This window comes from Streptomyces sp. NBC_01716 (assembly GCF_036248275.1).
Classification (GTDB): Bacteria; Actinomycetota; Actinomycetes; order Streptomycetales; family Streptomycetaceae; genus Streptomyces.
The window spans coordinates 6,939,809-6,952,920 of sequence record NZ_CP109181.1 but is presented as its reverse complement, the minus strand read 5'-3'; the positions used below and the strand labels follow the sequence as shown (position 1 = coordinate 6,952,920).

The 13,112-nt window shown below is 70.9% G+C and carries 13 protein-coding genes; 5 read left to right on the top strand and 8 right to left on the bottom strand.

The annotated features are described in order from the left end of the window. The first annotated feature begins 4 nt into the window (after window positions 1-4). The gene (locus OIE74_RS30610; RefSeq protein ID WP_329389354.1) at window positions 5-793 is read left to right on the top strand and encodes a hypothetical protein; all 789 of its coding nucleotides are present in this window, start codon (window positions 5-7) and stop codon (window positions 791-793) included. Between the two features lie 86 nt (window positions 794-879). On the opposite strand, the gene OIE74_RS30605 is transcribed toward OIE74_RS30610, so the two are convergent. From OIE74_RS30605 to OIE74_RS30595, 3 genes are all read right to left on the bottom strand, one after another. Continuing rightward, window positions 880-1,131 carry a chaplin gene (locus OIE74_RS30605; RefSeq protein WP_329389352.1) on the bottom strand — a complete coding sequence of 84 codons (252 nt, stop codon included), beginning with the start codon at window positions 1,129-1,131 and terminating at the stop codon, window positions 880-882. Window positions 1,132-1,333: 202 nt separating this feature from the next. Then, a complete protein-coding gene (locus OIE74_RS30600) occupies window positions 1,334-1,981 on the bottom strand; it encodes a response regulator transcription factor (RefSeq protein ID WP_329389350.1) in 648 nt (215 codons plus the stop codon). After that, window positions 1,974-3,119 (bottom strand): GAF domain-containing sensor histidine kinase, encoded by a 1,146-nt coding sequence (locus tag OIE74_RS30595; RefSeq protein ID WP_329389348.1) that lies wholly within the window; start codon window positions 3,117-3,119, stop codon window positions 1,974-1,976. Before OIE74_RS30595 ends, OIE74_RS30600 begins: the two co-directional genes overlap by 8 nt. Window positions 3,120-3,505: 386 nt before the next feature. Here OIE74_RS30595 and OIE74_RS30590 point away from each other — a divergent pair, with 386 nt between their 5' ends. From OIE74_RS30590 to OIE74_RS30580, 3 genes are all read left to right on the top strand, one after another. Next, on the top strand, window positions 3,506-4,219 hold the full coding sequence (locus tag OIE74_RS30590; RefSeq protein WP_329389346.1) for an SDR family NAD(P)-dependent oxidoreductase: 714 nt from the start codon (window positions 3,506-3,508) through the stop codon (window positions 4,217-4,219). A 25-nt stretch (window positions 4,220-4,244) separates the two neighbouring features. Beyond that, on the top strand, window positions 4,245-5,342 hold the full coding sequence (locus OIE74_RS30585) for an S-adenosylmethionine:tRNA ribosyltransferase-isomerase (RefSeq protein ID WP_329392503.1): 1,098 nt from the start codon (window positions 4,245-4,247) through the stop codon (window positions 5,340-5,342). Between the two features lie 260 nt (window positions 5,343-5,602). Continuing rightward, entirely contained in the window at window positions 5,603-6,343 is a 741-nt protein-coding gene (locus OIE74_RS30580; RefSeq protein WP_329389344.1) for a transglycosylase SLT domain-containing protein, read from the top strand. A gap of 92 nt (window positions 6,344-6,435) precedes the next feature. On the opposite strand, the gene OIE74_RS30575 is transcribed toward OIE74_RS30580, so the two are convergent. Further along, the gene (locus OIE74_RS30575) at window positions 6,436-9,027 is read right to left on the bottom strand and encodes an FHA domain-containing protein (protein ID WP_443076277.1); all 2,592 of its coding nucleotides are present in this window, start codon (window positions 9,025-9,027) and stop codon (window positions 6,436-6,438) included. A gap of 273 nt (window positions 9,028-9,300) precedes the next feature. Between OIE74_RS30575 and serB the strand changes: the two genes are divergently transcribed. Further along, window positions 9,301-10,542, top strand: a complete 1,242-nt coding sequence (gene serB, locus OIE74_RS30570) for a phosphoserine phosphatase SerB (RefSeq protein WP_329389340.1) — start codon at window positions 9,301-9,303, stop codon at window positions 10,540-10,542. A 113-nt stretch (window positions 10,543-10,655) separates the two neighbouring features. Here serB and OIE74_RS30565 read toward each other — a convergent pair whose 3' ends face one another. From OIE74_RS30565 to OIE74_RS30550, 4 genes are all read right to left on the bottom strand, one after another. Next, a complete protein-coding gene (locus tag OIE74_RS30565; RefSeq protein ID WP_329389338.1) occupies window positions 10,656-11,174 on the bottom strand; it encodes a SixA phosphatase family protein in 519 nt (172 codons plus the stop codon). A 78-nt stretch (window positions 11,175-11,252) separates the two neighbouring features. Further along, window positions 11,253-11,459, bottom strand: coding sequence for a hypothetical protein (locus tag OIE74_RS30560; protein ID WP_329389336.1), 207 nt, complete (start codon window positions 11,457-11,459; stop codon window positions 11,253-11,255). A 171-nt stretch (window positions 11,460-11,630) separates the two neighbouring features. After that, window positions 11,631-11,747, bottom strand: coding sequence for an SGM_5486 family transporter-associated protein (locus OIE74_RS30555; RefSeq protein WP_329389334.1), 117 nt, complete (start codon window positions 11,745-11,747; stop codon window positions 11,631-11,633). Window positions 11,748-11,764: 17 nt separating this feature from the next. Next, window positions 11,765-13,096: a CynX/NimT family MFS transporter gene (locus tag OIE74_RS30550; protein WP_329389332.1), complete on the bottom strand. Its 1,332-nt coding sequence runs from the start codon at window positions 13,094-13,096 to the stop codon at window positions 11,765-11,767. Window positions 13,097-13,112 lie beyond the last annotated feature (16 nt).

Below are 13,112 nucleotides of genomic sequence, written 5' to 3'. Positions count from 1 at the left end.
GGCCATGCTTTCCGAACCACGCTCAGGACTGTTGGCGGCCTGGGGAAATGCCCTCCTTGCCGGTTTCGTATCGCCGGACGACGCGGCTCTCGCGATCGTCGGGCCGGACGCGGTGCACCGGGTGGCGGGGCTGCCGGGCGAGACGGGGCCGGTCGGGCTGACGCTGGCGCTCGGCCGGCTGCGCGCGCTGGGGGTGTCCGGGTACCGCGTGGCGCTTCCGGCGCCGGGGCATCCGCTGGGGCTGAGCGGGCCGCCGGAGTTCAACGCCCGGGCGCTGGAGGCGGAGGAGGCGGTGGTCGCTTCGGGGGCGCCGTACGGGCTGGTGCCCGAGGTGACCGCGGTGGGACCCGAGGGCGACCTTCGTGTGGAGGTGGTCTGGCACTGTCTGCCGGTGCGTGAGGCGCCGCCGGCGGATGTGCCGTCGCTCGGTGAGGCGGAGCGGGAGCTGGCCGAGGCGCTGCGGGACGCGACGGACGCGCTGTCGCGGCTGGATGTGGCGGCGTCGGGGCCGGTGGCCGAGGCGGCGCTGGACGCGTACCGCGCGCGGTCGGAGCGTGGCCGCGAGGTGCTGGCTCCGGGCTATCCGCCGCGTGCCGTACGGGTGCTGGAGCTGGCGCAGCGGGTGGGGCTGCTCGTCGCGCTGGCGCGGGAGAACGGGCACGGCGGGGCGGTGAGCGCGTCGGAGATGGCGGCGCGTGGTGAGTTGCTGCGGCCGGTGGAGCGGGTGTCGCGGCGGGCGCAGGTGGCCGCGTACAACGCGTATGTGGAGGAGAGGGAGCGCGGGCCGCGCTGAGCGGACCCGGGTGTGAGATGTGGCACGGCCCCGGTGCCCGTCGCTGAGGACGGGCACCGGGGCCGTGGCGCCTGGGCGGCGGTGGATCAGGGGTTCAGGCCGAGGTTGCCGAACGCCGGGTTGAGGACGCCGATCACGTTGATCGTGTTGCCGACCGCGTTCACGGGGACGTGCACCGGGGCCTGCACGAGGTTGCCCGAGCCGATGCCCGGGGAGTGCACGGCCTTGCCGTCGGCGGCGGCGTGGGGGCCGCCGGTGGCGAAGGCGGCACCGGAACCGGCGGCGACGAGGCCACCGGCGATCATGGTGAGGGCGGCGGCCTTCTTGAGGTTGTTCATTTTCAGGATCCTCCATCGCAAGGGCCGCGGCGGTGATCCGCGGCACGCCATGGAGAACGCGCGGACACCGCCGGGGATACGCCGTGTGGGGGACATGCACCCGACGGTATGAATCTCAGATCGGAATACGACATTCTGGATCAGCGGCCGCTAGGCTCCCGCGACCCCGCGACCCGAGCCCCCGCGACCCGCGCCACCGCGCTCATCCCGTGATGCCGTGCCGTACGGCCCACAGCGCCGCCTGCGTACGGTCCGCGAGGTCCAGCTTCATCAGGATGTTCGAGACATGCGTCTTGACGGTCTTCTCCGAGAGGACGAGCGCGCGGGCGATCTCCCGGTTGGAGCGGCCGTCCGCGATCAGGGTGAGCACCTCGCGCTCCCGGTCGGTGAGCGATGACCCCCTGCCCTGTCCGGACCCGGGGTCGTCCTGGGCCAGCAGGGCGCCCGCCACCTCCGGCTGGAGCAGGACATGACCGGCGTGTACGGAGCGGATGGCGCCGGCCAGCGCCTCCGGGTCGACGTCCTTGTACACGTAGCCCGCCGCCCCGGCCCGCAGCGCGGGCACCACCGTGCGCTGCTCGGTGAAGCTCGTCACGATCAGCACCTTGGCCGGGTTGGCGAGGTCGCGGAGCTTGCGCAGGGCCTCGATGCCGTCGGTGCCCGGCATCTTGATGTCCATCAGGACGACGTCCGGCCGCAGCTCCTCCGCGCCCGCCACGCCCTCGTCGCCGTCGGACGCCTCGCCGACGACCTCTATGTCGTCCTGGATCTCCAGGAAGGTGCGCAGGCCGCGGCGGACCACCTGGTGGTCGTCCACCAGCAGTACGCGGATTCTCTTGTCGTCAGCCACCGGGAACTTCCATCTCGATCGTGGTGCCCTGTCCGGGCGCCGATTGCACCGTCAGCCTGCCGCCGACACCGCTCGACCTGTCCCGCATCGAGACGAGCCCGAGGTGGCGGCCGGCCCTGCGGACCGTCCTCGGTTCGAAGCCCTTGCCGTTGTCGGTGACGCTGAGCACCGCGCCCTGGCCCCGGCGGGCGATGGTCACGTCGACGCGCTCGGCGCCGGAGTGGCGCAGGGCGTTGTGGAGCGCCTCCTGGGCCACGCGCAGCATCGCCTCCTCCTGGGAGGAAGGCAGCGCCTTCACGCCGCAGCTGTCGAAGGTGACATGCGCGGAGTGCGCGCGGTCGAGGACCTGGATCTGGGTGCGCAGGGTGTGGACGAGTCCGTCCTCGTCCAGGGCGGCGGGGCGCAGCTCGACCACGGCGGCGCGCAGCTCGTCGGCGGCCTCGGCGGCGAGGTCGGCGACCTGCCGCAGCTCGCCCTTGGCGCGGGCCGGGTCGCGGTCGATGAGGCTGGCGACGGCCTGGGCGGTCAGCCGCAGCGAGAAGAGTTTCTGGCTGACGGCGTCGTGGAGCTCGTGGGCGAGCCGGGAGCGCTCCTCGGCGATGGTCAGCTCCCGGCTGCGCTCGTACAGCCTGGCGTTGGTGAGGGCGATCGCGGCGTGCTGGGCGAGGATGCCGAGGAGTTCCTCGTCCTCCTCGGTGAATCCGCAGCCGTCGGCCGGCTTGGGGCAGCGCTTGTTGGCGAGGAAGAGCGTGCCGATCGTCTCGTCGCCGTCGCGGATGGGCAGGCCGAGGAAGTCGGACATGTCGGGGTGGGCGGAGGGCCAGCCCCCGAAGCGCGGGTCCTCCTTCACATCGGCGAGCCGCTCGGGCCGGGGGTCGAGCAGCATCGCCGCGAGGATGCCGTGCTGGCGCGGGAGCGGGCCGATGGCCTTCCACTGCTCGTCGCTGACGCCGTCGACCACGAACTGGGCGAAGCCGCCGTGGTCGTCGGGCACCCCGAGCGCGGCGTACTCGGCGTCGAGCAGTTCACGGGCGGAGGCGACGATCGTCTTGAGGACGTCCCGCACCTCCAGATGCCTGCTCATCGCGAGGAGCGCGGTGCTCACGGCGGCGAGCCCGGAGCTCGGTCGATGGCTCATGACCTCACGGTACCGGCGCCCTGAAGCGACCGGATCGGACCTCGGACGCAGGGGACGAGGGCTTGGGGACTAGGTCCTGTCGTTTGGATCGGGCCGGATCAGGGAGCGAGGTCTGGTGTCGTGGATCGCAAGGCGGAGGAGGGAGTCATGGCGGAGCCATGCCGACCGACGACAACGCGGCGGGGCGCGGCTCCAGGGACCGCGAGCCCGGCAAGATCCGAACGACAGGACCTTGGGTCTTGTGTCGAGCCACGGGACCTAGGGCGAAGTGCCTTCGCGGGGCGGGACCCGCGGCTGAGGTGGCGGGGCGCCTGTCCTTTCTATGTTGAGGACAACGGCTCTCGGCGAGGTCCGGGGCCGACGCGAGGCGAGAAGGAGTGGACGCCATGTCGGTAGCGGTCATCACGGGGGCTTCCAAGGGACTGGGGCGCGCACTCGCCGGGGCGCTCGCCGAGGACGGGTGGGATCTGGTGCTCGACGCCAGGACGCCGGGGGCTCTGAAGGAGGCGGCCAGGGAGATCCGGGTCCACGGGACGCGGGTGACGGCGGTCCCCGGGGATGTGACCGATCCCGTCCACCGCACGGAGCTGGTCGCCGCGGCGGCGGCGCTCGGCGGGCTCGATCTGCTGGTGAGCAACGCCAGCGCGCTGGGCGCGGAGCCGCTCGTACGGCTGGACGCGCTGGCCCTCGACGGGCTGCGCGCCGCGCTGGAGACGAATGTGGTGGCGGCGCTCGGGCTCGTACAGGAGTCGCTGCCGCTGCTGCGGGCCGGCGGCGCGGGGACGGTGATCGCCGTCAGTTCGGACGCGGCGGCTGAGGCGTACGAGACCTGGGGCGGGTACGGGGCGTCCAAAGCCGCGCTCGACCATCTGGCCGCCGTGCTCGCCGTGGAGGAGCCGGGGCTGCGGGTGTGGACGGTCGATCCGGGCGACATGCAGACCGATCTGTACGCGGCGGCCGTGCCGGACGACGGTGACGTACGGCCGGATCCCCGGTCGGTGGTGCCGGGCTTCCTGCGGCTGCTCCGGCAGCGGCCGACGAGCGGGCGGTATTCGGCCACCTCGTTGCTGGGGGCGGCCTCGTGGCCGGGGCGGTCGTGAGGCGGACGGGGCTGGAGGGGCCGGGCTGCCCGGAGGGGCTGGAGGGGCTGCGGGTGCCGGCCGAGCAGCGCGGCTCGGGGCCGAGCGGCTGGTCGTCCACTTCTCCACGCGGGGGGGGGACGGCCGGTGGGCGGTGGAGCTGCGGACGCCGGGGGCGCCGGGCCCGGGCGGGCGCAAGGGGGCGACCCGGGCACGTGCGGGGGGTCCGGACGGGGCGGTCGTACGGCTGCCGGGCGGCGGGCACCTCGTACTGGAGGAGCCGCTGGACCCGGCGGGCACACGGCTGTGGTGGGCGCGGATGGACGGCGGGGACGTGCCGGGGCTGCTGGGCCGCCACGGCCGTCCCATCCGCTACGGGTACACGGAGCGGGACCAGCCGCTCTCGGCGTATCAGACGGTCTTCGCGCTCCCCTCCCCCGACAGCACGGGCTCGGCGGAGATGCCGAGCGCGGGCCGGCCGTTCACCGCGCGGCTGGTGGCGGAGCTGGTGAGCCGGGGTGTGCAGTTCGCGCCGATCAGGCTGGACACGGGGGTGGCGTCGGCGGAGGCGCACCAGCCGCCGTACCCGGAGCGTTTCGAGGTGCCGGCGACGACTGCCCGGCTGGTGAACGCGGCGGTGGCGGGGGGCTGTCTTGTGGATCAGGCCGGATCAGGGAGCGGGGTCTGGTGTCGTGGATCGCAAGGCGGAGGAGGGAGCCGACGCGGAGCGTCGGCGACCGACGACAACGCGGCGAGGTGCGGCACCAGGGACCGCGAGCCCGGCAAGATCCACAAGACAGGCCCCGGCGGCGGGCGGATCGTCGCGGTCGGGACGACGGCCGTACGGGCGCTGGAGTCGGCGGCCGGGCCCCGCGGGGGTGTACGGGCGGCCTCGGGCTGGACGGATCTGGTGGTCACGCCGCGGCGCGGGGTGCGTGTCGTCGACGGGCTGCTGACCGGGCTGCACGAGCCGGCGGCCTCGCATCTGCTGATGCTGGAGGCGATCACCGGCCGGGAGGCGCTGGAGGCCGCTTATACCGAGGCGGTACGGCATCTCTACCTCTGGCACGAGTTCGGCGACGTCCACCTCGTCCTGCCGGATGAGAACGCTCACTCTCCGAGTTGCGCCAGCAACCTCTGGTGAAGTCGGGCCCTGCCCGATGTGACGCCGCACATAGGACGCAGATCACTTACGAAGGTACGTAGTGGACATATTGACGGGCGCAGGGATGCCGTGAACCGGTAGCAGGGTGTCTCATTTACACCCCTTTCAACTATCACGGGTCGTACGTCACACCTTTGCCACAGGGTTTTGCTGCCGCTAAGAATTGCAGCCGTCGCCGCCATTCAGGCATCTGGCCGACCGGCCTCCGCGACGCCCCGCTATTCGAAGAGGTAAGTCGAATGACCGCGTCCAGCACCCCTGGCAACCGTCTGAACAAGAGCCACCGGCTCTCGATCGCCGGCGTGACAGCTGTCGCCGCCGCGGCCCTCACCTTCTCCTTGGTCCCGGGCAACGCATCCGCCGAGGGCTCGAGCAAGGCCGTGGCCGCGTCCACGTCCGCCGCCCCGGTCGCATTCCAGTCGAGCACGGGCGGCACGCAGGCCGCCGCCGTCCAGAAGAGCCTGACCGAGCAGCACACCCTGGCCGACCGCGTCGCGGAGATTCACGCGAAGCAGGACTCCTCCGCCGAGGCGAAGGCAAAGGCGAAGGAGAAGGCGAAGGACAAGGCCGACGCCAAGAAGGAGGCAGCCGCGAAGGCGAAGAAGCGCGCGGCCGCCAAGGCCAAGGCCAACCGCTCCGCCGACCGCAAGCCCGCCTACGCCAACAACCTGAACGGATGGATCAAGGAAGCCCTGTCCATCATGAAGAAGGAGAAGATCCCCGGCACCTACGAGGGTCTGCACCGCAACATCATCCGGGAGTCCAGCGGCAACCCGCGGGCGATCAACAACTGGGACATCAACGCCAAGAACGGCGTCCCCTCGATCGGCCTGCTCCAGGTGATCAAGCCGACCTTCGACACCTACCACGTCAAGGGCACGCCGAACAGCCAGTACCACCCCGTCGCCAACATCGTCGCCGCGGCCAACTACGCCGCCGACCGCTACGGCTCGATCGACAACGTCGACAGCGCCTACTGAGCGACGGCACCACAGCGCACGACCACGCACAGACGCCGGTGGGCGGCACCCCTTCGCGGGGTGCCGCCCACCGGCGGCGTGCGTGTTCCGCGTTACTTGCGCATGACCTCAGGCTCGTGGCGGCGCAGCAACCGCGCCACCACGAATCCGCACAGGACGCCGATGAACAGCAGGACCGCGAGGTTGAAGCCCCACTGCCCGATCGAGTGGTCCCAGAGCGGGTCCAGGTCGTTCGGGCTCTTCGGGTCCCACGGCGGCATCAGATGCGCCAGGTCGAGCGTGGAGCCGGTGCCGGCGATCGCCCAGCGCGAGGGCATCAGCCAGGCGAACTGCTCCAGGCCGGGCGAACCGTAGACCTGGAAGAGCGTGCCGGTGAAGACGACCTGGACGATCGCGAACATGACCAGCAGCGGCATGGTCTTCTCGGCGGTCTTCACCAGCGAGGAGATCACCAGACCGAACATCATCGACGTGAAGCCCAGCGCGATGATCACGACGCACATCTCGACGGCCGGCGGCATGATCAGGCCCTCGTCGGGCAGCGCGCGCGGCGCGAAGCCGATGCCGCAGATGATGACGCCCTGGAAGGCCGTGATCACGCCGAGCACGATGACCTTGGACATCAGATACGCGGAGCGGGACAGACCGGTGGCCCGTTCCCGTTCGTAGATCACCCGTTCCTTGATCAGCTCTCGTACGGAGTTGGCCGCGCCCGAGAAGCACATGCCGACCGCGAGGATCAGCAGGATCGTCCCGGCCTTGCCGTTGAACCTGGACGGCGGGTCGGGCGGTCCCAGACCGAACTCCGCGGGGATCACGACGCTCACCACGCCGAGGACGGCGGGCAATATCACCATCAGACCGAGGAAGCCCCGGTCGGAGGCGATGACCGAGGAGTAGCGGCGGATCAGCGTCCAGAGCTGGGAGCCCCAGCTCTGCGGCTTCGGCGGGCGCATCTGCTGCGGCGACGGCATATGGACGGACTGCGCGGCGACGGCGTCGATGTCGGCGGCGTACATCTGGTAGTGCTGCGAACCGCGCCAGCGGCCCGCCCAGTCGTAGTCGCGGTAGTTCTCGAACGCCGAGAAGACATCGGCCCAGGTGGTGTAGCCGAAGAAGTTGAGCGCTTCCTCCGGCGGTCCGAAGTACGCGACCGAGCCACCGGGCGCCATGACGAGCAGCTTGTCGCAGATCGCCAGCTCCGCCACCGAGTGGGTGACGACGAGGACGGTACGGCCGTCGTCGGCGAGGCCGCGCAGGAGCTGCATGACGTCACGGTCCATACCCGGGTCGAGGCCGGAGGTCGGCTCGTCCAGGAAGATCAGCGACGGCTTGGTCAGCAGTTCGAGCGCGACGGAGACCCGCTTGCGCTGGCCGCCGGAGAGCGAGGTGACGCGCTTCTCCTTGTGGATGTCGAGCTTGAGCTCGCGCAGCACCTCGTCGATACGGGCCTCGCGCTCGGACTCGGCGGTGTCACCGGGGAACCGGAGCTTGGCCGCGTACTTGAGCGCCTTCCGTACGGTCAGCTCCTTGTGCAGGATGTCGTCCTGCGGAACCAGACCGATGCGCTGGCGCAGCTCGGCGAACTGCTTGTAGAGATTCCTGTTGTCGTACAGGACATCGCCCTCGTTGGCGGGCCGGTAGCCGGTGAGCGCCTTGAGGAGCGTGGACTTTCCGGAGCCCGAGGGGCCGATGACCGCGATGAGCGACTTCTCTGGGACACCGAAGGAGACGTCCTTGAGGATCTGCTTGCCGCCGTCGACCGTCACCGTGAGGTGGCGGGCCGAGAACGAGACCTCACCGGTGTCGACGAACTCTTCCAGCCGGTCGCCGACGAGGCGGAAGGTCGAGTGACCGACGCCCACGATGTCGTTCGGGCCGATCAGCGCCGTACCGGACTTGGGGATCGGCTGACCGTTGACGTACGTGCCGTTGTGGGATCCGAGGTCGCGGATCTGGAAGCGGCCGTCGGGCGTCGAGGTGAACTCGGCGTGCAGACGCGAGACCTGGAGGTCGGAGACCACCAGCTCGTTCTCCAGCGCACGGCCGATGCGCATCACCCGGCCGAGAGCCACCTGATGGAAGGTGGTCGGGCTGCGGTCCCCGTACACCGGCGGGGCCCCCGCCGCCCCACCGGAGCCTGGACCGCCGTGACCACCGGCACCGGGGGCTCCAGGCCCTCCGTGCTGCGGCGGTACATAGCCTTGCTGAGGCTGTTGCTGTTGCTGCTGGGGTGGCTGCTGTTGCTGGGGCGGCCAGCCCTGCTGCTGAGGAGGCTGCTGCTGAGGCGCCCATCCTGGGCCGCCCTGCGGCTGCGGTTGCGGCTGCGCGGGCGCGTGCTGCGGCGGCGCGTGCTGCACCTGAGGCGCCTGGGGCGCTGCCGCACCGTTGAGATTCAGCCGCGGTCCGTCGGTCGCATTGCCGAGACGCACAGCGGTTCCCGGACCGATTTCCATCTGGTGGATCCGCTGGCCCTGCACATAAGTGCCGTTGGTGCTGCCGTGGTCCTCAATTACCCAACTACGGCCCCCCCAGCTGATGGTGGCATGACGCCACGAGACACGTGCGTCATCGATCACCAAGTCGCCCTGCGGATCACGTCCCAGGCTGTACGACCTGGACTGATCGAGCGTCCAGGTCCTTCCGTTCATTTCAAGTACGAGTTCCGGCACTCCATGCCCCACTGGTTGTCCCCCGAGTTACCCCCATCACAGGGAGTCTAGGGATGGCGAACATCGTGGGGAACTATTTCAGGCCCGGCCCCTTATACGAAAGTCGGGCCTCGGAGAAGAGCGCAAAATCCCGTTCGTGGCGCGGCGAAACGTAAGTGAACACGCTCAAACCCCACCAGCGGGACCCCGGTCGGGACGGATGCAGGAAGAGCCGCCGGGGATGCCTGTCCGGCACGCGGGACACCGGGTCGCCCCACCCGTCCCGCCCGATACGGTGGAATCACCATGAGCGCATCTCAGCCCCCTCAGACCACCGACGCAGCCCCCACGCTTCTCGTCAAGATCTTCGGCAAGGACCGCCCGGGGATCACCGCGGGCCTCTTCGACACCCTCGCCGCCTACTCTCTCGACGTCATAGACATCGAGCAGGTCGTCACCCGCGGCCGTATCGTCCTGTGCGCGCTCGTCACCTCACCCGCCGGCGGCGGCGCCGAGGGCGAGCTGCGCGCGACCGTCCACAGCTGGGCCGACTCCCTCAAGCTCCAGGCGGAGATCATCTCCGGGACCGGGGACAACAGGCCGCGCGGCAGCGGCCGTTCCCATGTCACCGTGCTCGGACATCCGCTGTCCGCCGAGTCGACGGCGGCCATCGCCGCGCGCATCACCTCGACCGGAGGGAACATCGACCGTATCTTCCGGCTGGCCAAGTACCCGGTCACGGCGGTGGAGTTCGCGGTGTCCGGCACCCCTACCGAACCGCTGCGCACCGCGCTGGCGACGGAGGCCGCCGAGATCGGGGTGGACGTCGCCGTCGTCTCGGCCGGGCTGCACCACCGGGCGCAGCGGCTGGTCGTCATGGACGTCGACTCGACCCTCATCCAGGACGAGGTCATCGAACTCTTCGCCGCGCACGCCGGCTGCGAGGAGCAGGTCGCCGAGGTGACGGCCAGGGCCATGGCCGGTGAGCTGGACTTCGAGCAGTCGCTGCACGCGCGTGTGGCGCTGCTGGCCGGGCTCGACGCGTCGGTGGTGGAGAAGGTACGCGCGGAGGTACGGCTCACGCCCGGCGCCCGCACCCTGATCCGTACGCTCAAGCGGCTCGGCTACCAAGTGGGCGTCGTGTCGGGCGGGTTCACCCAGGTCACCGACGGGCTGAAGGACCAGCTGGGGCTCGACTTCGCCTCGGCGAACACGCTGGAGATCGTGGACGGGAAGCTCACGGGGCGGGTCGTGGGCGAGATCGTCGACCGGGCGGGCAAGGCCAGGCTGCTGCGCCGGTTCGCCGCCGAGGCGGGGGTGCCGCTGTCCCAGACCGTGGCGATCGGCGACGGCGCCAACGACCTCGACATGCTGAACGCGGCGGGGCTCGGGGTCGCGTTCAACGCCAAGCCGGTGGTCCGCAGGGCCGCGCACACGGCGGTGAACGTGCCGTTCCTCGACACCGTGCTCTATCTGCTGGGCATCACACGCGAAGAAGTCGAAGAGGTGGAGGCCGCGGAGGGCCCGGAGGCGGGCCCGTCGCTCTGAGCCGGAGCCGTACCCCGGACTCGTACGAGAGAGGGAAGAGCCCCGGCACGCACACCGTGCCGGGGCTCTGTCGTAAGGGAGTTGGGGCGGCGCGGCCGGAGGGGCGATCTCGGTCAGTCGTGCGGGGCCCAGTATTCGAGGAGCGTCCCCACGTCGGGCTCCACGGTCTTCCACGAGCCGGTGATCTCGATGACGGCGAACGCCGAGGTCGGGAACGCGCTCGCGGTCAGCCGCCCCAGGGCGTCGCCGTCGGCGCGCGCCGAGAGGGCGTCCGCGAGGGCGTGCATACCGGGGTTGTGGCCGATCAGCAGGAGGTCCTTCACCTCGTCCGGCGTCTCGGTGACCAGCGCCAGGAGGTCGCCGAGCGTGGCGTCGTACAACCGGTCCTCGTAGACGGTCCTGGGCCGCGACGGCAGCTCGTGCACCGCCAGCTTCCAGGTCTCGCGCGTACGGGCCGCCGTCGAGCAGAGGGCCAGGTCGAAGGCGATGCCGGTCTCCGCAATCCGGCGGCCGGCCACCGGGGCGTCCGCGCGGCCTCGCTCTGCGAGCGGCCGCTCATGGTCGGCCACGTCGGGCCAGTCGGCCTTCGCGTGCCGGAGTAGGACAATCCTGCGGGGTGTTTCGACGCTCATGCATCCCAGCTTCGCATGAATTGCGCCGTCAGGCGCGGGGTGTTGGAGGGGCCGCCCACCACGGATGACGTGACTCCGCTACCTGGCGAGGGTCTGCTGGATGTGGATCACCACACCGCCGACGCCGGGGTCGGTCGCGGCGGCGTCGGCCGGGACGGGGCCGGCCATCAGCAGCAGGAGCGCGGCGAACGCGAGGGCCGGGAGCACCACCGCCCACCAGGGCAGACGGATGTCGACGCCGTTGGGGGACGAGTGGTGGGACCGGGTGTGCGTAGGGGCCTGCATGGCCGCCTCCGTAGGTCAGCGGTTGAAGTACCTCAAAGCTACGGATCACCGGCCCCCGCTCCCATCCGGAGACCCACCCACTTGACCCTGACCCTGGCCCCCTAAGGGACGGTAGGGCCAGCACCACCATCCCCTCTTTTCAGGGCTCGGCTCGCCGAGGTCTCGCCCATATCAGGGCGCGGCGATCGAGGCGATGACGGCGATCACCACCATGATGCCGATGATCGTGCCGAACATCATCAGCAGTTTCTTCTGGCCGTTCTGGGGATGCGGATCAAGGACTGGCATGGGCCCAGTTTCTCATCTCAGCACTCGTCCTCGATCGTCCGGTCCCGGCCCGCGACGACCCCCAGGATGATCTGCGGCACCATGAGCCCGCCCATCAGCGTGATCGGCAGCTCCCAGCCGCCGCTGTGCTGGTAGAGCACGCCCACCAGCAGCGGACCGGGGATGGAGATCAGATAGCCGGTGCTCTGCGCGAAGGCGGACAGCCGTACGATCCCGGCGCCGGTCCTCGCGCGCATCCCGATCATCGTGAGTGCCAGCGGGAAGGCGCAGTTGGAGACGCCCAGCAGCACCGCCCACGCCCAGGCACCGGCGGCGGGCGCGAGGAAGAGCCCCGCGTAGCCGGTGAGACCGCAGGCTCCCAGGGCGATGACGATCGGACCCTGGTTCTTCATGCGGGTGGCCAGCCGGGGGATCACGAAGGCCAGGGGGACGCCCATGACCATGGTGACGGCGAGCAGCAGCCCCGCCGTACCGGCCGGGACCCCCGCGTCACGGAAGATCTGCGGCATCCAGCCCATGGTGATGTACGCGCCCGTGGCCTGGAGGCCGAAGAAGCAGCCGAGCGCCCAGGCGGTGCGGCTGCGGGCGATCCTCGGCGCCGGTGCCCCTGCCTGCGCCCCCGCCGCGCCCTGCTCGGGCTCGGGCCGCCGCCCCGTGCCGGCACCGGCCGGGCTCGCGGTGCTCCCCGCGCTCTTCCGGTCGCGTACGAGAAGCACCGCCCACGGCAGTACGGCGACGGCTGAGACCACCGCCCACAGCCCGAGGCCGAGGCGCCAACTGCCGCCCAGCGCCGAGGTCATGGGGACGGTCGCGGCCGCGGCCACGGCCGTGCCCGCGGACAGCGCCATCGAGTAGAGGCCGGTCATGGTGCCGACCCGGTCGGGGAAGTACCGCTTCACGATCACCGGCATCAGCACGTTGCCGACGGCTATGCCCATCAGCGCGAGCGCGCTCGCCGCGAGGAAGGCGGCCGTGCCGCTGGTGAAGGGGCGGATCAGCAGACCGGCCGTGATGGCCACCAGGCCGGCGCAGACCACGGTGGCGGGCCCGAAGCGGCGGGCCAGGCGCGGGGCCGTGACACCGAAGACGGCGAAGCAGAGCGCCGGTACGGAGGTGAGGACACCGGCGACGCTGCCGCTCATATGGAGTCCGGCGCGTACGTCTTCGAGCAGCGAGCCGAGGCTGGTGATGGCGGGACGGAGGTTGACGGCGGCGAGGACGAGCCCGACGACGAGAAGGCGTGCCAGCCATACGGCCGCCCGGGGTGAGGATGCCGGTGCGGGGGAATCGGCGGGCAGGGGCGCGGTGTCCTCCCGGGGCGGGAGTGGGGTCGTGGTCTCGTCCAGCATGGAGCCATCATAGAAT

What these genes read in the sequence shown, in the direction of transcription:
- serB (WP_329389340.1), top strand. Translation starts at nt 9,301, where the DNA reads ATGAGCGCATCTCAGCCCCCTCAGACCACCGACGCAGCCCCCACGCTT.
- OIE74_RS30605 (WP_329389352.1), bottom strand. Translation starts at nt 1,131, where the DNA reads ATGAACAACCTCAAGAAGGCCGCCGCCCTCACCATGATCGCCGGTGGC.
- OIE74_RS30555 (WP_329389334.1), bottom strand. Translation starts at nt 11,747, where the DNA reads ATGCCAGTCCTTGATCCGCATCCCCAGAACGGCCAGAAGAAACTGCTG.
- OIE74_RS30565 (WP_329389338.1), bottom strand. Translation starts at nt 11,174, where the DNA reads ATGAGCGTCGAAACACCCCGCAGGATTGTCCTACTCCGGCACGCGAAG.
- OIE74_RS30580 (WP_329389344.1), top strand. Translation starts at nt 5,603, where the DNA reads ATGACCGCGTCCAGCACCCCTGGCAACCGTCTGAACAAGAGCCACCGG.
- OIE74_RS30610 (WP_329389354.1), top strand. Translation starts at nt 5, where the DNA reads ATGCTTTCCGAACCACGCTCAGGACTGTTGGCGGCCTGGGGAAATGCC.
- OIE74_RS30550 (WP_329389332.1), bottom strand. Translation starts at nt 13,096, where the DNA reads ATGCTGGACGAGACCACGACCCCACTCCCGCCCCGGGAGGACACCGCG.
- OIE74_RS30560 (WP_329389336.1), bottom strand. Translation starts at nt 11,459, where the DNA reads ATGCAGGCCCCTACGCACACCCGGTCCCACCACTCGTCCCCCAACGGC.
- OIE74_RS30590 (WP_329389346.1), top strand. Translation starts at nt 3,506, where the DNA reads ATGTCGGTAGCGGTCATCACGGGGGCTTCCAAGGGACTGGGGCGCGCA.
- OIE74_RS30595 (WP_329389348.1), bottom strand. Translation starts at nt 3,119, where the DNA reads ATGAGCCATCGACCGAGCTCCGGGCTCGCCGCCGTGAGCACCGCGCTC.